20 protein-coding genes are annotated in these 18,815 nt (G+C 68.2%); 3 read left to right on the forward strand and 17 right to left on the reverse strand.

Going from position 1 to position 18,815, the window contains the following annotated elements:
* Positions 1–9 precede the first annotated feature (9 nt).
* A complete protein-coding gene (locus tag CQ047_RS09705; protein ID WP_105674724.1) occupies positions 10–1,005 on the forward strand; it encodes an asparaginase in 996 nt (331 codons plus the stop codon).
* 12 nt (positions 1,006–1,017) lie between these two features.
* Here CQ047_RS09705 and CQ047_RS09710 read toward each other — a convergent pair whose 3' ends face one another.
* The 16 genes from CQ047_RS09710 to prmC form a co-directional block, all read right to left on the reverse strand.
* Entirely contained in the window at positions 1,018–3,744 is a 2,727-nt protein-coding gene (locus tag CQ047_RS09710; RefSeq protein ID WP_105674668.1) for an FtsK/SpoIIIE domain-containing protein, read from the reverse strand.
* 69 nt (positions 3,745–3,813) lie between these two features.
* Entirely contained in the window at positions 3,814–4,608 is a 795-nt protein-coding gene (locus CQ047_RS09715; protein WP_105674670.1) for a PP2C family serine/threonine-protein phosphatase, read from the reverse strand.
* 185 nt (positions 4,609–4,793) lie between these two features.
* Entirely contained in the window at positions 4,794–5,639 is an 846-nt protein-coding gene (locus CQ047_RS09720; RefSeq protein ID WP_181155893.1) for a DUF5684 domain-containing protein, read from the reverse strand.
* 116 nt (positions 5,640–5,755) lie between these two features.
* Positions 5,756–6,502 (reverse strand): YaaA family protein, encoded by a 747-nt coding sequence (locus CQ047_RS09725; protein ID WP_105674672.1) that lies wholly within the window; start codon positions 6,500–6,502, stop codon positions 5,756–5,758.
* A gap of 85 nt (positions 6,503–6,587) precedes the next feature.
* A complete protein-coding gene (locus CQ047_RS09730; protein ID WP_045258871.1) occupies positions 6,588–6,848 on the reverse strand; it encodes a F0F1 ATP synthase subunit epsilon in 261 nt (86 codons plus the stop codon).
* Between the two features lie 2 nt (positions 6,849–6,850).
* Positions 6,851–8,305 carry a F0F1 ATP synthase subunit beta gene (gene atpD, locus CQ047_RS09735; protein ID WP_105674674.1) on the reverse strand — a complete coding sequence of 485 codons (1,455 nt, stop codon included), beginning with the start codon at positions 8,303–8,305 and terminating at the stop codon, positions 6,851–6,853.
* A gap of 21 nt (positions 8,306–8,326) precedes the next feature.
* On the reverse strand, positions 8,327–9,226 hold the full coding sequence (locus tag CQ047_RS09740; protein ID WP_105674676.1) for a F0F1 ATP synthase subunit gamma: 900 nt from the start codon (positions 9,224–9,226) through the stop codon (positions 8,327–8,329).
* Between the two features lie 19 nt (positions 9,227–9,245).
* Positions 9,246–10,886, reverse strand: a complete 1,641-nt coding sequence (gene atpA / locus CQ047_RS09745; RefSeq protein WP_105674678.1) for a F0F1 ATP synthase subunit alpha — start codon at positions 10,884–10,886, stop codon at positions 9,246–9,248.
* Between the two features lie 47 nt (positions 10,887–10,933).
* Positions 10,934–11,722, reverse strand: coding sequence for a F0F1 ATP synthase subunit delta (locus CQ047_RS09750; RefSeq protein ID WP_105674680.1), 789 nt, complete (start codon positions 11,720–11,722; stop codon positions 10,934–10,936).
* Positions 11,722–12,273, reverse strand: coding sequence for a F0F1 ATP synthase subunit B (locus tag CQ047_RS09755; protein WP_105674682.1), 552 nt, complete (start codon positions 12,271–12,273; stop codon positions 11,722–11,724). The genes CQ047_RS09750 and CQ047_RS09755 overlap by 1 nt, the downstream gene beginning before the upstream one ends.
* A 26-nt stretch (positions 12,274–12,299) precedes the next feature.
* Complete coding sequence (gene atpE, locus CQ047_RS09760; RefSeq protein WP_105674684.1) at positions 12,300–12,533, reverse strand: ATP synthase F0 subunit C; 234 nt, start codon at positions 12,531–12,533, stop codon at positions 12,300–12,302.
* Positions 12,534–12,579: 46 nt separating this feature from the next.
* Complete coding sequence (atpB, locus tag CQ047_RS09765; RefSeq protein ID WP_105674686.1) at positions 12,580–13,362, reverse strand: F0F1 ATP synthase subunit A; 783 nt, start codon at positions 13,360–13,362, stop codon at positions 12,580–12,582.
* 147 nt (positions 13,363–13,509) lie between these two features.
* On the reverse strand, positions 13,510–14,016 hold the full coding sequence (locus CQ047_RS09770; protein ID WP_105674688.1) for a hypothetical protein: 507 nt from the start codon (positions 14,014–14,016) through the stop codon (positions 13,510–13,512).
* Positions 14,016–15,185 carry a glycosyltransferase family 4 protein gene (locus CQ047_RS09775; RefSeq protein ID WP_105674690.1) on the reverse strand — a complete coding sequence of 390 codons (1,170 nt, stop codon included), beginning with the start codon at positions 15,183–15,185 and terminating at the stop codon, positions 14,016–14,018. Before CQ047_RS09775 ends, CQ047_RS09770 begins: the two co-directional genes overlap by 1 nt.
* The gene (locus CQ047_RS09780) at positions 15,182–15,889 is read right to left on the reverse strand and encodes an L-threonylcarbamoyladenylate synthase (protein ID WP_105674692.1); all 708 of its coding nucleotides are present in this window, start codon (positions 15,887–15,889) and stop codon (positions 15,182–15,184) included. The genes CQ047_RS09775 and CQ047_RS09780 overlap by 4 nt, the downstream gene beginning before the upstream one ends.
* Before the next feature lie 41 nt (positions 15,890–15,930).
* Positions 15,931–16,791, reverse strand: coding sequence for a peptide chain release factor N(5)-glutamine methyltransferase (prmC, locus tag CQ047_RS09785; protein WP_105674694.1), 861 nt, complete (start codon positions 16,789–16,791; stop codon positions 15,931–15,933).
* 99 nt (positions 16,792–16,890) lie between these two features.
* Here prmC and cysK point away from each other — a divergent pair, with 99 nt between their 5' ends.
* Positions 16,891–17,829 carry a cysteine synthase A gene (gene cysK / locus CQ047_RS09790; RefSeq protein WP_105674696.1) on the forward strand — a complete coding sequence of 313 codons (939 nt, stop codon included), beginning with the start codon at positions 16,891–16,893 and terminating at the stop codon, positions 17,827–17,829.
* A gap of 9 nt (positions 17,830–17,838) precedes the next feature.
* Complete coding sequence (epsC, locus tag CQ047_RS09795) at positions 17,839–18,408, forward strand: serine O-acetyltransferase EpsC (RefSeq protein WP_105674698.1); 570 nt, start codon at positions 17,839–17,841, stop codon at positions 18,406–18,408.
* A 3-nt stretch (positions 18,409–18,411) separates the two neighbouring features.
* Here the strand turns inward: epsC and CQ047_RS09800 are convergent, their stop codons facing one another.
* A complete protein-coding gene (locus CQ047_RS09800) occupies positions 18,412–18,810 on the reverse strand; it encodes a phage holin family protein (RefSeq protein WP_105674700.1) in 399 nt (132 codons plus the stop codon).
* Positions 18,811–18,815 lie beyond the last annotated feature (5 nt).

Genomic DNA, 18,815 nt, shown 5'->3' on the forward strand with positions numbered 1-18,815 from the left:
TCTTGGGTGGTGCTGGAGACTCTCACCGTTCAGGATGCCGTTGAACTCGCCGTCGTGGAAAGAAGCGGCTTCGTGGAGTCCCGCCACGCGGGCGCTGCCGTCGTCCTGTCCCCCGACGGCGAGGTCGTCGCGAGGCACGGCAACATCGACGCGCTGATCCTCCCGCGGTCCAGCCTCAAGCCTCTGCAGGCAATCGCCTGCATCACCGCGGGAGCTCCCCTCGAGGGCGAGCAGCTCGCTCTGTCCACGGCCAGCCACGTGGGCACCGATCGCCATGCGGAGGTCGTCCGCGAAGTGCTCACCCAGGGCGGGCTCACCGAAGATGACCTCGGCTGCCCCGAAGCCTGGCCGAGCGACACGTCGACGCGTGACGAACTCGTGCGCGAGCACGGCGTCCCGACCCGCATCCGCATGAACTGCTCCGGCAAGCACGCCGCGATGCTCCGCGCCTGCGTGGCGACGGGTTGGCCGACCGATGGCTACCTCGACCCCGCGCACCCGCTGCAGGTACACATCCGCGAGGTCGTCGAGCGCCTGACCGGCGAGAAGGTCGCCCACACGTCGGTCGACGGATGCGGAGCTCCCGTGCACGCGATCACTCTCACCGGGCTCGCCCGCGCGATCCACCGGATCGGAAGCGCGTCCGAGCGCTCTCCCTTCGCACTGCACCGGGTCGCGGGTTCGCTCGTCCGTGCGGTGAAGGAGAGCCCGTGGACCATCGAGGGCCCCGGACGGCCGGACACCCTCGCGATCGAGAAGCTCGGCGTCTTCGCCAAGGGCGGCGCCGAGGGCATCATGGTCATGGTCGCTCCGAACGGGACCACGGTCGCCCTCAAGATGCTCGACGGATCCGCACGCGCCTCCACTCTCGTCGCCGCGACTCTCCTCGTTCGTGCTGGCGCCCTGCCGGAAGCCGACGTCGCCGCTCTTGCGGAGGCCCTTCCGCTCGCCGTTCTCGGCGGCGGGAAGGACGTCGGCGCCATCCGGCTCGGAAGCGGCATCTGAGCGGCCCACCTGTCACCGCCCGTCCAGCACGGGTACGACCACCCTGCGCGGCCCTTCGGCCTCACGCAGCGACCACGCCCGCCCGGCATGGGTGCGGGCGAACGGCGGTGTCTCCCTGACCCCTGCGAGCTGACGGAGGTCGGCGGGGTTCTCGGCCCTGATCAGAACCTCGCCGCGTGTGCGCACCGTCTGCCACAGCGACCAGTTGCGTTGCCAGGTGTCGGTGTCGGCCACGAGAATGGCGGGCCGCGACGACGCGGACGGCGGCGTGGGAGCGAGGAGCACCTCGCAGTCGGGATAGGCCTCGCCGAGAACCCGCGCCACGGAGTGCGGCCCCGACGTGACGATCGCGGTGACGTCGGCGGTGGGAGTCCAGCCAGTAGACGCGATGGGCGCAGTCCACTCGGACGACGCCTCCTCCGGTACCCAGGCGAACTGCGTCTCACGATCCCCCATCCACGCCCGCCCCGGGCCGCGATCGCGATCGAACGTCGCCGACTCTCCGCCCGCGGCGAGGTGCTCGACCCTGCTGGGCATCCGCAGGAGGGCCCGTCTCGGCAGGGCGTCCAGGAGGCGCCCGACCGGTCCCGATGCTCTGGACGCGGTGAGGACGAACGTCGTGCCCGAGCCTCCTCGAAGGATCCTGTCCCACAGCTGCACGAACAGCTGAGAGTGCTCGGGCGGCAGCTCGGACGCTCTGACGTCGAGATCGTCGCACAGCACGAGATCCGGTCCGCCGGTTCGCGCCAGCTCGGTCACCGCATCCCACGCGCCCTCCGGATCATCGGGGATCCATAGCGCATCGGGACGCTGTTGTCGGAGCAGGCGCAGCAGTGAGGAGCGTCCCGAACCCGCGGCGCCGAGCACGGCGAGTCCGCGCTCCGAGCCGAGCCGCAGCGTGTCCACCGGTTGGCGTTGATGCTCGGGATCGTCCGATCGTCCCAGCAGGACTGCGCCGCTCTCCTCCTCACCACGGAGAGTCTCGAGAGGGATCGTGGAGGTGAGCACCGGCAGCCACGGGCTGGGAGCACGCTCGGCCTGCGACCACCGCATAGCGACCGCGCGGAGGTCCGCGACACCGGTCAGCGCCGCTCTCATCACCGCCGGTTCCGAGTCCTGCGGCCGGCGCACCAGCGCCAAGCCTCTCGATAGCGCACCTCCTGGCAGTTCGGCCGCGGCATCCGTGCCGATCACGATGCGGCTGTCGGCCGGATCCCCGACACGCAGGCTCAGCCGGAGAGGGCAGTTCGCAGCCAGCGCGTCCCTGATCACGCCCGACGCTCGCTGCGTGCCGATGATCAGGTGCATCCCCAGCGCTCTGCCTCTGGCGGCGATGTCGGTGAACACCGCTCCCAGGTCAGCGTGCTCCTGCAGCATCGCGGCGAACTCATCGATCACGATCACCAGGCGCGGCATCCCCACGGCGCCGATGTCGCGGGCTCCCGCCGCGGCGAGGACACCCTCTCGACGCCGGAGCTCTGCGGTCAGGCTGGACACTCCGCGCCGTGCGCCCGCCTCATCCAGGTCCGTGATCACGGCCGCCACCTGCGGGAGCGCGCGGAGGGGCTCGAAAGCGGTGCCGCCCTTGAAGTCCGCCAGGACGAAGACGACGCGGTCCGGCCCGTGCACCGCCGCCATCGCCGTCACCCACGAGACCAGCAGTTCGCTCTTGCCCGTGCCGGTCGTCCCGGTCACGATCGCGTGCGGTCCGTCCTCGACGATGTCGAGGACGACAGCCCCCTGCTCTCCGACGCCGACGGCCGCGGACAGACCTCGCCCCTCGACAGACGACGTCAGCTCCGACAGCATCACCTCATCGGGGAGAGCTCCCGTCTCGTCGCCTGCCGCCGCCACCGCGATCGCCGCTGCCTGCGCCGACGAGATCCCCTCGACGGCGATCTCCTCCATCACGCCCTGAGGCGTCCGCAGGCGGGCTCGACGCGGCTCGATGATGTCCAGCACCGTCGTGACGCCCCCAGAGACGTCACCGTCCCCTGAAGCGATCCAGAGCACGGCGTCCGCCCGCGGGCGCGCATCTCCCTCACGAGCGACCCCGAGCCTGAAGAGCTCTCTGCGCGATCTCCCCGAGGAGACGAATGCCCCGAGGCCCCATTCGACGAGTCGCTCACCCGCGAGCGCGATCCGACCGGCGCCGAACCGCAGATGCACCTGCACGACGAGGGCGCGCACGGCAGCAAGGACCACCGGCTCCGCCCCACGGAGACAGACTCCCCCGCCGAGAGGAACCACGATGGGCGCGTCGGAGAGCACGCCGCATCGTTCCTGGAAGTCTCTCGCCCTTGCGTCATCGGCGCCGGCGGCGCGGACGCCGCTGCGAACGGTTCCTCGTCCGATGACCAGTTCCGTTTCCGCGTCCACCGGATGGGTTCCGCGGAGAGGCGTCTGCACCAGACACGACGCGGCATCGGGATGACGATGATCGAGAAGACGCCGCTCCTCCTCGTGACGACGCGCGAGTTCTCCCTCTGCCCGCTGCCAGTCGCGCTCTCCATCCCGCTCTGCGTCGCGCCTGGTCTTTCGGCGCACCCGCGACCCATCGATCACCGACGCCGCGATCATCAGCGGACCGAGAGCCGCGAAGCAGAGCGCGTAGAGGGAGTCGGTCAGCAGCCACAGCACGATGCCCGACGCGACGGGGACGAGAGCCGCGAGAAAGGGGATCGGCGGTCTCCGGCCGTCGATGGGTGCGGCGGGAATCGAGATCGGGAGGGTGTCCATACCGACCAGTGGACCGCATACGCGAGAGGCCCGGAGCGTTCTCCACAGCCGAAGGCCGTGGAGCGGCGATCACTCCGCGGAAGTCGATTCCGTGGAGGACGAGTCGTCCACCTGGACGATGATGAGCGTCACGTTGTCCCTGCCGCCGTTCTCGAGCGCGGCCGCGAGCATCGCATCGACGGCGGGACCAGGGGTGCTGTGCTCGCGGAGGAAGTGCTGGATGCCGTAGTCGGTGAGCTCTTTAGTCAGCCCGTCCGAGCAGATGACGAAGCGGTCGCCGACCTGGATGTCGATCAGCACGTAGTCGGGCGCCGTCAGCTCGCTCGCTCCGACCGCGCGAGTGATGACGTTGCTGTAGGGGTGCCCCTCGGCCTCCTCGGGGCTGATCTTGCCCGCGGTGATGAGTTCCTGCACCACGGAGTGATCGGTCGTCACCTGAACGAGCCGATCGTCGCGCAGGAGATACACGCGCGAGTCTCCGATGTTCAGGGCGACCCAGCGCGCATCATCGCCGTCGACTTCGAGGAAGACACCGGTGAGCGTGGTCCCTGTGCCCTCGTCGGTCGTCTCCGGATGCGCGGCGATATCGCCCACGGCGAGCTCCAACGCGTTCTCGATCGCCTCGCGTCCGACCTCGCCCGCGGAGACGAGAGCCTCGAGACGGGTGACCGTGCTCTGGCTGGCGATCTCCCCGCCGGCGTGTCCGCCCATGCCATCGGCGACCACGAAGAGCGGATACTCGGCGTAGAACGAATCCTGATTCGTCTCGCGCCGGAGGCCGACATCGGTGACTCCGGCCCACGACAGCGCCAGCTGCCGATGCGCGACCGTGACGCTGTGCGTCTTCGTTGTCGTCTCAGCCACGTGCTGCCTCCGGATTGCCTGCGGCGAATCGGGGGGCCTCAGGATACACACACATCGTAGTGGACTTCGGCACCATCTCACCCACGCGCACGGGCACGGCGGTGACTATCGACGCGCTTCCCGACCAGGCACCGACAACGGCAGAGAGCCCCCGACCGAAGTCGAGGGCTCTCTGCATCAGATCATCACGCAGGGGGCTGCGTGGGGTCGCTCGGCGCCGCGGGAGGCGCGGACGGAGGTGCCGCGGGGGGCGCCGGGGGCGTCTGCGGAGCGGCCGGAGGCGTCTGCGGGGCCGGGGGCACAGGTGCGCCGGTCGCCGGAGCGGCCGGAGGCGCGTAGCCGGGCTGCGCCGGCGGGGCGGGCTGCGTGTAGCCGGGCTGTGCGGGAGGAGCGTACCCAGGCTGTGCGGGAGGCGCGTAGCCCTGCGGTGCGGGCGGCGCGTAGCCCTGCGGCGCGCCATAGCCGGGTGCCGGTGCGGCCGGACGCGGCTGCACGGGAACACCCTGCCAGACCGTCGAGTCGGCGAGGAAGCTGTTCGCCGCCCACGGGGCCGGGGCGATGTTCGGGTTCCAGCGCGACTTGTCGAAGGCGTTGATGCCGAGCCAGATGAGCGACAGGAAGATGTAGAGGACGACCCAGATCGCGTCCTTCTGAAGCTTCAGTCCCACGCGCCACGCCGCCAGGGCGAGCAGCACGACCAGCGCCAGGCTGGTGAGGAAGTTGAGGTACGGGATGAGCGTCAACGCCCAGGCGATGAGCACGGCCCACGGCGAGACATCACCGAGCTTCGCGAAGATGAGGGTGTTGTACACGGGCACCCAGGCACGCCACTTGCCTTCGACACCAGCCTTCTCGAAGATCTTCATGAAGAAGATCGCGGAGATCACATAGAACCCCGCGGCGAAGATGAGTCCGATGAAGGCGAAGATCAGGAGGCCTGCCGCAGCGGCGGCGCCTCCTCCGTCGTAGTAGCCGTCATAGAAGTATGAGGATGCGGCGGCCGTCGATGCGGCACCGATAAGTGAGTTCATGATCCCCTCCGGATCCGATGGGCAGTCGCCGAGATACGCTGCGACACAACCATAGCGAGGTCGTCAGCGACGAGCAACGGCCCACGCGGAGCGGACCTCGACGCCGACATGCGGCGTCATTCCTCGACGACGAGTTCCAGAACCCCTGGCTCCTCTGTGTCGCGCAACGTGATGCCCTGTCGGCCTGCCCAGTTCCGCAATGAGCCCAGAGACCCGATACGAGGACGCTGCTCCGCGAGCTTTCTCACCAGGAGCCCCTTGGACTTCTTGTTGAAGTGGTTGAGTGCGCGGCCCTCGTGCGTCACCACGCGCACATAGGCCGACGGGACGGATGCCGGGATCGGTCCGAGCGCGGCATAAACTTCGCTGCGCAGGTCGAGGACGAACGGCGGTTCCTCCTCGGCGATCGCGGCGCTCGTCGCCTGCGCCCAGTGCCGGCGAAGCGCGCTCAGACCAGGGAGAGACGTCCCCGCGGCGAGGCGGTAGACGGGAATCGGGTCCAGTGCACCCACCGGGCCGAAGGGCGCCGAATGGACCCAGACGTGCGTGCCGAGCCAGCGGCGCGACGCGGAGCTCAGCGAACCGGCGTCGAGAGCATCGAAGAGGACGCCCGTGTACCGGTCGACGGCCGGCATCGTCGCGGACGTGCGCAGCATCCGATTGTGGGCGATGTCGCCCGCCTGACGCTCGCTCAGCTTGAGCACCTTCTTCGCCGACGCCTCGTCGGCGGAGAGGTCGATGAGAGCGTCGATGACGGCGCTGCGGGGGCCGTGCAGTCCGGGGAGCGCCAGCTCGGCCAGGTCGAGCGGGGCGCCTGTCCCTCCCTCGCGCTTGGTCTCCGACGGCGGCAGCAGGATCTTCATGAGAACACCTCGGTGGATACAGACACGTCCGCCTCGGTGCCGCGAGCAGAACTCGCGGCGACCGAGGCGGACGCGGTGAAGATGATCAGGCGATGAGAGCCGCGTTGCCGGCGACGATCGTCAGGTTGTTGCCCTCCATGGAGAGGAATCCGTCCTGAGCGTTCGCCAGCACCTTGGTGCCGTCTTCCTGGGTGATGCGGACCTGGCCCTCGGCGAGGATGGCCAGCACCGGCTCGTGGCCGGTCATGAAGCCGATCTCACCCTCGACGGTCTTGGCGACCACGAGGCTCGCCTCTCCCGTCCAGACCTCCGCCTCAGCGGAGACGAGGCTGACATGCAGCGCCATGGTCAGGCATTCTCCTTCTGGATCTTGGCCCACTGCTCTTCGACGTCGGAGATGCCGCCGACGTTGAAGAACGCCTGCTCGGCGACGTGGTCGAAGTCACCGCGGGTGATCGCATCGAACGACTCGATGGTCTCCTTGAGCGGGACGGTCGAACCCTCGACACCCGTGAACTTCTTGGCCATGTAGGTGTTCTGCGAGAGGAACTGCTGGATGCGACGGGCGCGGGCCACGACGATCTTGTCTTCCTCGGAGAGCTCGTCGACACCGAGGATGGCGATGATCTCCTGCAGCTCCTTGTTCTTCTGGAGGATCTGCTTGACGGTGGTCGCGACGCGGTAGTGGTCCTCGCCCAAGTACCGGGGGTCCATGATGCGCGACGTCGAGGTCAGCGGATCGATGGCCGGGTACAGACCCTTCGACGCGATCTCACGCGAGAGCTCCGTGGTGGCGTCGAGGTGGGCGAAGGTGGTCGCCGGAGCCGGGTCGGTGTAGTCATCGGCCGGCACGTAGATCGCCTGCAGGGAGGTGATCGAGTGACCGCGCGTCGAGGTGATGCGCTCCTGGAGGAGGCCCATCTCGTCGGCGAGGTTCGGCTGGTAGCCCACGGCGGACGGCATGCGGCCGAGCAGCGTGGAGACCTCGGAACCGGCCTGCGTGAAGCGGAAGATGTTGTCGATGAAGAGCAGCACGTCCTGCTTCTGCACGTCGCGGAAGTACTCCGCCATCGTCAGCGCCGAGAGGGCGACGCGCAGACGCGTCCCCGGCGGCTCGTCCATCTGGCCGAAGACGAGGGCGGTCTTGTCGAAGACGCCCGCCTCCTCCATCTCGTGGATGAGGTCGTTGCCCTCACGGGTGCGCTCACCGACACCGGCGAACACCGACACACCACCGTGGTCCTGCGCGACGCGCTGGATCATCTCCTGGATGAGGACGGTCTTGCCGACACCGGCTCCACCGAACAGACCGATCTTTCCACCCTGCACGTAGGGGGTCAGGAGGTCGATCGACTTGATGCCGGTCTCGAACATGGTGGTCTTCGACTCGAGCTGGTCGAAGTTCGGCGCCTTGCGGTGGATCGGCCAGCGCTCGGTGACCTCGATGGTCTCACCGGGCTCGCCGTTGAGGACCTCGCCGATCACGTTGAAGACCTTGCCCTTGGTCACGTCGCCGACGGGGACCGAGATGGCCTCTCCGGTGTCGCGAACCTCCTGGCCGCGGACGATGCCGTCCGTGGGCTTGAGGGCGATGGCGCGGACGAGGTCGTCGCCGAGGTGCTGAGCGACCTCGAGCGTGATCTCGGTGGACTCCTCGCCGATGACGATCGTGGTCTTCAGCGCGTTGTAGATGTCGGGGATCGAGTCGTGCGGGAACTCGATGTCGACAACCGGACCGTTGACGCGTGCGACGCGCCCGACGACCGCGGTCGCCGGCTTGTCAGCCGTGGCGGTGGGGGTCATTTTCGTCTCTCTCCTGATGGTCTATTTGCTCGACGAGAGCGCGTCGGCGCCGCCGACGATCTCTGCGATCTGCTGCGTGATCTCCGCCTGGCGCGCGTTGTTGCGCAGACGGGTGTAGTCGGTGATGAGCTTGTCGGCGTTGTCGCTGGCGGACTTCATCGCCTTCTGCGTCGCGGCCTGCTTCGCGGCGGACGACTGCAGAAGCGCGTTGAAGACGCGGCTCTGGATGTACACCGGCAGGATCGCGTCCAGCACGGTCTCGGCATCCGGCTCGAACTCGTAGAGCGGGTACACGGTGTTCCCGGCCTCCGACTCGTCGGCCTCCGCGATCTCCAGCGGAAGCAGGCGCACGGATTCCGGCTCCTGCGTCATCATGCTGACGAAGCGGTTGAAGACGAGGTGGATCTCATCCACGCCGCCGGCGTCTCCCCCGCGGGTGAAAGCCTCGAGCAGCGTGGCCGAGATCTCCTCCGCGGTGTGGAACGTCGGGGTGTCGGTGTCGCCGGTCCACTCCGCCGCCGCGGTGAGGCGGCGGAACTGGAAGTAGCCCACGGCCTTGCGGCCGATGAGGTAGAACACCGGCTCCTTGCCCTGCTCGCGCAGGAGCTCGGCCACCTCGAGACCCTCACGGAGGATCTGCGAGTTGAAGGCACCGGCCAGACCGCGGTCCGACGAGAAGATCACGACCGCGGAGCGGCGGATGTTCTCGGGCTCACGGGTGAGCGGGTGGTCGACGTTCGAGTGCGTCGCGACGGCGGACACAGCCCTCGTCACGGCCCGCGCGAAGGGGCTGGACGCCTTGACGCGTGCCATCGCCTTCTGGATGCGCGAAGCCGCGATGAGTTCCATCGCCTTCGTGATCTTCTTGGTCGTCTGAGCAGAAGAGATCTTCTGCTTGTAGACCCTGAGTTGAGCGCCCATGTTTCAGTACCCCGCGCGATTACGCGCGACGACCCTTGACGATCTTCTCCTGGTTGACGTCCTCAGCCTCGGCTGCAGCGTGCTCCTCGTGACCAGGGGCGCCGATGGCGTGGCCCTTGCCGCCCTGGAACTCCAGGATGAAGGCATCCGTCTGCTTCGACAGCTCCGCGACCGTGTCGTCATCGAGGACGTTGGTCTCACGCAGCGTGTCGAGCACCTTGGTGTTGCGACGCAGGTAGTCCAGGAGCTCACGCTCGAACCGCAGCACGTCCTCGACCTCGATCGAGTCGAGCTTGCCGTTGGTGCCGGCCCAGATCGAGACGACCTGCTCCTCGACGGGGTACGGCGAGTACTGCGGCTGCTTGAGCAGCTCGGTCAGACGCGCACCGCGCGAGAGCTGACGACGCGAGGCCTGGTCGAGGTCGGACGCGAACATCGCGAAGGCCTCGAGCGAGCGGTACTGCGCCAGCTCGAGCTTCAGCGTTCCGGAGACCTTCTTGATCGACTTGACCTGAGCGTCACCGCCGACTCGGGAGACCGAGATACCCACGTCGACCGCCGGACGCTGGTTGGCGTTGAAGAGGTCGGACTGGAGGAAGATCTGGCCGTCGGTGATCGAGATCACGTTGGTCGGGATGTACGCCGAGACGTCGTTGGCCTTGGTCTCGATGATCGGCAGACCGGTCATCGACCCTGCGCCGAGCTCGTCGGACAGCTTCGCGCAACGCTCCAGCAGACGGGAGTGCAGGTAGAAGACGTCACCCGGGTAGGCCTCGCGGCCCGGCGGGCGGCGGAGGAGCAGGGAGACGGCACGGTAGGCCTCGGCCTGCTTCGACAGGTCGTCGAAGATGATGAGGACGTGCTTGCCGCCGTACATCCAGTGCTGGCCGATGGCCGAGCCGGTGTAGGGGGCGAGGTACTTGAAGCCGGCGGGGTCGGATGCCGGAGCGGCCACGATCGTGGTGTACTCCAGAGCGCCGGCCTCTTCGAGCGCGCCCTTCACCGAAGCGATGGTCGAGCCCTTCTGACCGATCGCCACGTAGATGCAGCGCACCTGCTTGGTGACGTCGCCGGACTCCCAGTTGGCCTTTTGGTTGATGATCGTGTCGATCGCGATGGCCGTCTTGCCGGTCTGGCGGTCGCCGATGATCAGCTGACGCTGACCACGGCCGACGGGGATCATGGCGTCGATCGCCTTGATGCCGGTCTGCATCGGCTCGTGGACCGACTTGCGCTGCATGACGCCAGGCGCCTGCAGCTCGAGCTCGCGAACGCCGTCGGTGGCGATCGAGCCGAGGCCGTCGATCGGGTTGCCGAGCGGGTCCACCACGCGGCCGAGGTAGCCGTCGCCGACGGGGACCGAGAGGACCTCGCCGGTGCGGGTGACCTCCATGCCGGCCTGGATGCCGGTGAAGTCGCCGAGGACGACCACGCCGATCTCGTGCTCTTCGAGGTTCAGGGCCAGGCCCTTGGTCCCGTCGGCGAAGGTGACGAGTTCGTTCGCCATGACGCCCGGCAGTCCCTCGACGTGCGCGATGCCGTCGGCGGCGTCGATGACGGTGCCGACCTCGGTCGCTGCGGCGCCGGTGGGCTCGTATGCTGCGGCGAAGTCCTTCAGCGCGTCACGGATGACGTCGGGGCTGATCGATAGTTCTGCCATTGTCTTCCCTTTGTATCTGGGTGCGCGGTTCCCCGCGCGAAGTCGTGTTAGCCCGCGAGCTTCTGGCGAAGGTCTGCGAGTCGAGCGGAGATGCTGCCGTCGATGACGTCATCGGCGATCTGCACGCGCAGACCTCCGACCACGGCAGGGTCGATGACGACGTTGAGCGAGACCTGACCCTCGTAGCGGCTTGAGAGAGCCGCGCTGAGCCTGGTGCGCTGAGCCTCGCTGAGCGGCGAAGCGCTGTGCACCGTGGCGACGACGCGTCCGCGCTGGCTGGAGACGATGTTCATCGCCCGGCTCAGCAGCTGACGCACTCGACGGTCGCGCGGCTGGCGGACCAGCGACGACACGATGACCGACGTACCCGTGCTGACGCCGCCGGAGAGCAGACGCTCGACGAGAGCGACCTTGGCGTCCTCTCCCCCGAGTCGGCTGCCCAGAGCGAGCTCGAGCTCGGAGTTCTGGGCGATCACGCGGGAGAAGCTGAACAGCTCGCCCTCGATGTCGGCCTTCGGTTCGGCGATCGCCGCCGCGCGGATGGCCAGCTCCTGGATGCCGTCGATGAGCTCATCGGCGTTCGACCAGCGCTCGGCGACGACGGTCTTCAGGACGTTCTGCACGTCCTGGGAGAACCCGCCGAACACCGCTGCCACGACGTTCTGTCGCGCCGCGGCCGGAGCCGCGGGGTCGGCCAGCGCGCCGCTCAGATGCGACGACTCGCCAACGGCGTGCGCGGCGGCGAACAGCTCGCGCGCAGTGTCGATGCTGACGGACGACGCCGCGGCAAGCGCCTCAGTGGATGCCGCGAGTGCCTGAGTGGTCGCGCTGCCCATTACTGAGCCGCCTTCTCGGATGCCTCGAGGTCTGCGAGGAAGCGGTCGACGACCGCCGTCGCGCGTGCATCGTCGGAGAGCGTCTCGCCGACCACGCCGCCGGCGAGGTCGATGGCGAGCGAGCCCACCTCGCTGCGCAGCGAGACGAACGCCGCCTGGCGCTCGGCTTCGATCTGCGTGTGCGCGGTGGCCGTGATGCGCGCGGCCTCGGTGGACGCGGCGTCCTTCGCCTCGGCGACGATCTTCTTGCCGTCCTCACGGGCGGCCTCGCGGATCTCACCGGCTTCGGTGCGAGCCTCGGCCAGCTGACGCGTGTACTCCTCGAGCGCGGCCTCGGCCTGCTTCTGAGCCTCGTCGGCCTTGGCGATGTTGCCCTCGATGGCGGAGGACCGCGCGTCGAGCAGTGCGTACATCTTGGGCAGTGCGACCTTCCACACCACGATCAGGATGATCACGAAGCAGAGGCCCGACCAGATGATGTCGTACCACGCAGGGATCAGCGGATTGTGAGCCGCCTCTTCTGCTGCGGACGTGACAAGAGCGTTAAGCATCCTGTCTCCTTATCGAAGGGGTCGGATTACTGGAAGATGAAGTAGGTCGCGATGCCGATGAAGGCGAGCGCCTCGGTGAAGGCGATACCGATCCACATCAGGACCTGGAGGCGACCGGCCAGCTCGGGCTGACGGGCGACGCCCTCGATCGTCTTGCCGACGACGATACCCACACCGATGGCCGGGCCGATGGCTGCGAGGCCGTAGCCCACGGTGGCGATGTTGCCGTTGAGTTCAGCGAGAACCGTAGTTGCGTCCACGGGTTTTTCCTTTCGTTGGGTGGGAAGGCAGTTGTTGCCGACCCGCTCAGTGCTCTTCTGCGACCGCGAGCTGGATGTAGACCGCGGTGAGGATGGTGAAGACGTAGGCCTGCAGGAAGGCCACCAGGACCTCGAACAGGGTGAAGGCGAAGCCGAAGGCGAAGGTTCCCGCGCCGAGCGCGATCCATCCGCTGCCCAGAGTGAAGACGAAGAACTGCGTCGCCGAGAAGAACAGCACCAGCATGAGGTGCCCGACGATCATGTTCATCAGGAGTCGGAGGGTGAGCGTCACCGGTCGGATGATGAACGTCGAGATGATCTCGAGCGGCGTGACGATGATGTAGAGGAACGGCGGCACACCGGAGGGGAACAGCGAGTTCTTGAAGAAGTTCTTGGGGCTCTTCTTGATGCCGGCGTAGATGAACGTCACGTAGCTGACGATCGCGAGCAGGAGCGGCACGGCGATGATGCTGGTGCCGGCGATGTTCAAGAAGGGGATGATTCCCGTGAGGTTCATGAACAGGATCATGAAGAACAGCGTCGTGAGGATCGGGAGGAACCGGCGGCCGTCCTTGCGGCCGAGCAGGTCTTCCGCGATGTTCACCCGGACGAAGTCCAGGCCCATCTCGACGACGCTCTGGAAACGGCCAGGGACGACGCGCATCTTGCGGGTGCCCAGCCAGAGTACGAGCACGACGATCGCCGTGGCAAGGAACTGGATCAGGTGGATGCGGTGGATGACCAGGTCGCCGATCTGGAAGACGGCGTCAGGGAAGAACTCATCGATCGACGGTCCGTGGAACTCGCCATCAGTGGCGAGTCGTGGCATCAGGGTCGCAGCAAGATTGAACAGCGCGGGCTCCAGCTTCGGGGCACCGGTCAGAACCGGGGCGACGATGGTCGGTGTGCTTCACAGCGCAAGCGCTCGCGGACGAGCGGCGGGCACGTCTCAACCCTATCAGAATCTGAGGGTCCCCTAAGACGCGGAGCCGCCCTCAGGAGTACTATTCGCGGCCCCGGGAGCACGGTCCTCCGGCACCTCGGTGGGCAGTGACGCATCGCTCACCACGGGCAGGCGCATCTTCATGAGGGTCACGGCATCGATCACGAGCGACATCAGGACCCCTGCGACGAAGGAGAGGATGAAGACGGTCGGGTGGATCCACGGCTGGCCGCTGATGAGAACCATGACGAGGAAGAAGATTCCGAGCTTGAGCAGCCACCCGCCGAGGACGATCGCGAAGAACAGCTGCACGTACAGGGGTTCGCCGTACCAGCGGTTGGCGACGAGGATGCTGATGCCGGTGATCGCGAGGAACAGCGCGGCGAGGAGGACGCCGAGCAGTCCGCTCACGAGACCCTGCCCCTGGGCGACGATGTAGCCGACGCCTCCGGCGATGACCGCGAGGATGCCGGTGGCCACCGCCGACCAGATCAGGGTGCGCCGAAGGATCGGCGTGCTGGAAACGGGGCTCGGGCTCATCAGGACTCCACGGGTGTCGGGTCGGGTGCAGCGCCCGCCGCGTGCGTCCTGCGGCGGGAGGGGTTCAGGGTGATGACGAGGCAGGCGGCGATGCCCACGACGCCGAAGGCCACGCCGGGAAGGTACTGACCGGGCCAGTCCTCGCGCGCGCCGACGTACATGAGGAGCACGGCGAGCGAGATCACGGCGGTCCACGCGTAGAAGATGAGGACGGCGTCGCGGTCGCGGTGGCCGAGGTCCAGCATCCGGTGGTGGAGGTGCTTGCGGTCGGGAGAGAACGGCGACCGGCCGGCGCTCATGCGGCGGAGCACGGCGAGGCCGAAGTCGAGGAGGGGCAGCAGCACCACGAGCAGCGGCAGCAGGATCGGGATGAACGCGCCGAGGAGGCCCGAGCGGCCGATGCGCTCCGGATCGATCATGGACGGGTCGAGCTGACCGGTGAGGGAGATCGCCGACGTGGCCATCAGGAGGCCGATCACCAGCGCCCCGGAGTCTCCCATGAAGATCTTCGCTGGGCTCCAGTTCAGGGGCAGGAAGCCCAGGCACGCGCCGATCAGGACCGCGGCGATGAAGGTGGAGAGGTTGAAGAACGTCGAGGCGCCGGTGTCACGGGTCACGATGTACGAGTAGGCGAAGAACACGCCGTTCGCGATGAGGCAGACGCCGGCGACGAGCCCGTCGAGGCCGTCGATGAAGTTCACCGCGTTCATGACGATCACGATCGCGAACATCGTCATGGTGATGCTCAGCCAGCTCGAGAAGACGAGCATGTCCCCGAACGGCAGCGAGAGGATCTGCAGGCCGCCGCCGATGGTGATGATCGCGGCCGCGAGGAACTGCGCCCCCAGCTTGATCATCCAGTCGAGATCCCACAGGTCGTCGACGACGCCGATGATCGCGATCAGCAGGGAGGCGCCGAGGATGGACCAGATCGCCTGGGGCGGCGTCCAGATCGTGGCGAAGAACGGATTGGCCGCGGAGACGAGCATCGCGACGGCGATGCCGAGGAAGATCGCCACACCGCCAAGGCGCGGCGTGGGCGTCTTGTGCACATCGCGCTCGCGGATGCTCGGGTAGAGCTTGAAGCGGAGGCTGAGCCGCCACACCGCCGAGGTCAGTGCGAACGTGATCGCGGCGGTGAGGATGATCGTGAAGAGGTACTGCTTCACGAATCCCCGTCCTCTTCGGACGGATCGAGGGCCGGCTCCAGAAGGTCGCCGATGACCTCTTCGAGCTGGGCGCGGGAGATCGCGCCGTCACGCAGGATCCGTACGCCGCCCGTGGCCGGTTCGGCGCCGCGGGTCACCAGCGACGTCGCATCGATGATCGTCGAGGCGATGCCGTCGCGGCTCATCCCGTCGGCGAGGTAGACGGCGACGCTGTCGCCGAGCATGCGCTCCGCGTCGAGGGCCGACACGGCTGCATCCTTGCCGGTGAGGTTCGCGCTGGACACCGCGAGCGGCCCGGTCTCGGCGAGCAGCTCGAGAACGACCCGCCCCTCCGGCATCCGCACCGCGACCGTGCCCCTCGTCTCGCCCAGATCCCAGACCAGCGAGGGCTGCGCAGGGAGCACGATGGTGAGTCCGCCCGGCCAGAAGGCCTCGACGAGCCGCTCGACGGGCTCCGGCACGCTCTCCACGAGGGCGGCGAGGGTGTTGCGCGAGCCGATCAGGACGGGCGGGGGCTGGTTGCGCCCTCGGCCCTTGGCGTCGAGGAGCCGCTGCACGGCCGTCGGCGAGAAGGCGTCGGCGGCCACGCCGTACACGGTGTCGGTGGGGATCACGATGAGCTCGCCGCGGCTGATCGCCTGACGCGCGTGGCGCATACCGGCGAGAAGCTGCGACTCATCGCCGCAGTCGAAGATGGAAGACATGACGGGTCGATTCTAGTCGGGGATGGCTGTGGGGCCGCCGGTCAGGGACGGACGGCCGTCGTCACGCGGTCGCGAAGGGTGAGATCACGGTGGGTCGCCGTCGCACGCCACCCGTCGGCCGCCAGGATGCTGCGGATCTGCTCGCCCTGCAGCTCGCCGTGCTCCAGCACGAGGAGCCCGCCGCCTCGCAGCAGCTCCAGACCCCTGGTGCTGAGGATGCGCACGATGTCGAGGCCGTCCTCTCCCCCGTACAGCGCCATGGCCGGATCGAACAGCCGCACCTCCGGGTCGCGCGGGATCGCGGCGTCGGGGACGTACGGAGGGTTGGAGATGACGACGGATGCCGTGCCGGCGAGGTCGCGGAACGCATGGGCGAGGTCCTCGTTCACGAGGGTGAGGTTCGCGACGCCCTCGGTGTTCCTCCGCGCCCACGGGTACGCCTCGGGCGAGAGCTCGGCGGCGAAGACCCGCGCGTGCGGCACCTCGGTCGCCATCGCGAGGGCGATCGCGCCGCTGCCCGTGCCCAGATCGATGCCGATCGGCTCGGGCTCGGCCGCGGCGAGAAGCGCGTCGATCGCGTACTGCACCACGGTCTCGGTCTCCGGCCTCGGCACGAAGACCCCGGGGCCGACCGCGAGCTCGAGGTGGCGGAAGGGCGCCGTCCCCGTGATGTGCTGCAGCGGCTCCCTCGCCGCGCGGCGCACGACGACGGCGTCGATGGCCGCGGCCTCTTCCTCTCCCGGCGCATCGCCGCGGATGATCGCCGCCTGCACCTCTCCCCTGCTCCGGCCGAGCACGTGCCCGGCGAGGAGCTCGGCGTCGACCAGAGGATCGGGGACGCCGGCCTCGGCGAGACGCTGAGCGGCGGCGTGCACGAGGGCGGCGAGCGAGGTGTCGGGCATGGGTTCCAGCGTAGAGTGCAACCGACCGTCATAAAGGCGAGGCGCATAGACCCCTCCCCTAGGCTGTCGGCAGTCACCCCGCTCAGGAAAGGCCCTTCCATGCCCGGCATCCACTCCGACATCACCACGGCGTTCGGCAACACCCCGCTGGTGCGCCTGAACCACCTCACCGAAGGGCTGGACGCCACCGTCCTCGTCAAGCTCGAGTCGTACAACCCGGCATCCAGCGTCAAGGACCGCATCGGCATCGCGATCGTGAACGCCGCTGAGGCATCGGGAGAGCTGAAGCCCGGCGGCACGATCGTCGAGGCCACGAGCGGCAACACCGGCATCGCCCTCGCCCTCGTCGGCGCGGCGCGCGGGTACAAGGTCATCCTGACGATGCCCGCCTCGATGTCCAAGGAGCGCCGCGTGCTGCTCAAGGCGTTCGGCGCCGAGCTCGTGCTGACCGACCCGACCAAGGGCATGAAGGGCGCCATCGAGGCGCTGCAGGAGATCATCGACAGCACGCCGGGCGCCGTCTGGGCCCGCCAGTTCGAGAACGCCGCGAACCCGCAGATCCACCGCGAGACCACCGCGCAGGAGATCCTCCGTGACACCGACGGCGACATCGACTTCTTCGTCGCGGGCATCGGCACCGGCGGCACCATCACCGGCACCGGCCAGGCGCTCAAGGCGGCCAAGCCCGACGTGAAGGTCATCGCCGTCGAGCCGAAGGACTCCCCCCTGCTCTCCGAGGGGCACCCCGGACCCGCGAAGATCCAGGGCATCGGCCCGAACTTCGTGCCCGCGATCCTCGACCGCGACGTGATCGACGAGATCATCACCGCCGAGTTCGACGAGTCCATCTCGACCGCCCGCGCACTCGCCGCACGGGAGGGCCTGCTGGTCGGCATCTCCAGCGGCGCCGCCGTCGCGCAGGCGCTCAAGGTCGCCGCGCGCCCCGAGAACGCGGGCAAGACGATCGTCGTCGTCGCACCGGACACGGGCGAGCGCTACCTCTCCACGGCGCTGTTCGAAGACCTCCGCGAGGACTGACCCGCACCGATGGGCATGATCGGCCGAATGCGCGAGGACATCGCGGCAGCGAGGCTCCGCGATCCGGCGGCCCGCAGCGCCGCCGAGGTCGCGCTGCTGTACCCAGGGCTCCACGCGATCTGGGCGCACCGCGTGTCGCATGCGCTGTGGCGTCGCGGACTGCGGCTGCCCGCACGTGCGGGCTCGCAGCTCGCGCGCTGGCTCACCGGCGTCGAGATCCATCCCGGCGCCACGATCGGCCGACGCTTCTTCATCGATCACGGCATGGGCGTCGTGATCGGCGAGACCGCCGAGGTGGGTGACGACGTGATGCTCTATCACGGCGTCACCCTCGGCGGCCGCACCCGGGACTCGGGCAAGCGGCATCCGACTCTCGGCGACGGCGTCGCGGTGGGAGCGGGCGCGAAGATCCTCGGCCCCATCACCATCGGCGCGGGGTCGGTCATCGGCGCCAACGCCGTCGTGACCCGCGACGCGCCGGCGGACAGCATCCTCGTCGGCGTCCCCGCCAAGGCGCGCAGTCGCACGGCCGGCGAAGACACCAGGGCGCTGCTCACCGCACCCGACTACTCGATCTGAGCGTCAGCGGCGGCGGTTGCGCACTTCCTTCTTGAGGAAGATCAGCGGCAGCACGACGCTGCCGATCGCGGTGACGAGCCACACGATCACCGCGCCCAGCAGCCAGCCCGTCGCGTCGACGATGCGCAGCCCTCCGATGGGCAGCAGCACGACGACGATGAGGGAGATCAGCGTCGAGAAGATGCCGATGCCGCCCATCAGCACAGGGGCGTAGCGGTCGGCCAGCTTGCTGACCCACGGGGAGAGCACGCTCTGCAGGATCGCGAAGATCAGGATGCAGATGACGAAGCCCCACCACTTGTCCCACTGGATCTGGAATCCGGGGAGCAGCAGGTCGGCGACGATGAGGCCGATGCCTGCGGAGACCAGGTACATGAGCGAGCGGAAGAGAAGCGTGATCACGGGCT

The organism is Microbacterium sp. MYb72, from assembly GCF_002979415.1.
GTDB classification, from domain to species: Bacteria; Actinomycetota; Actinomycetes; order Actinomycetales; family Microbacteriaceae; genus Microbacterium; species Microbacterium natoriense.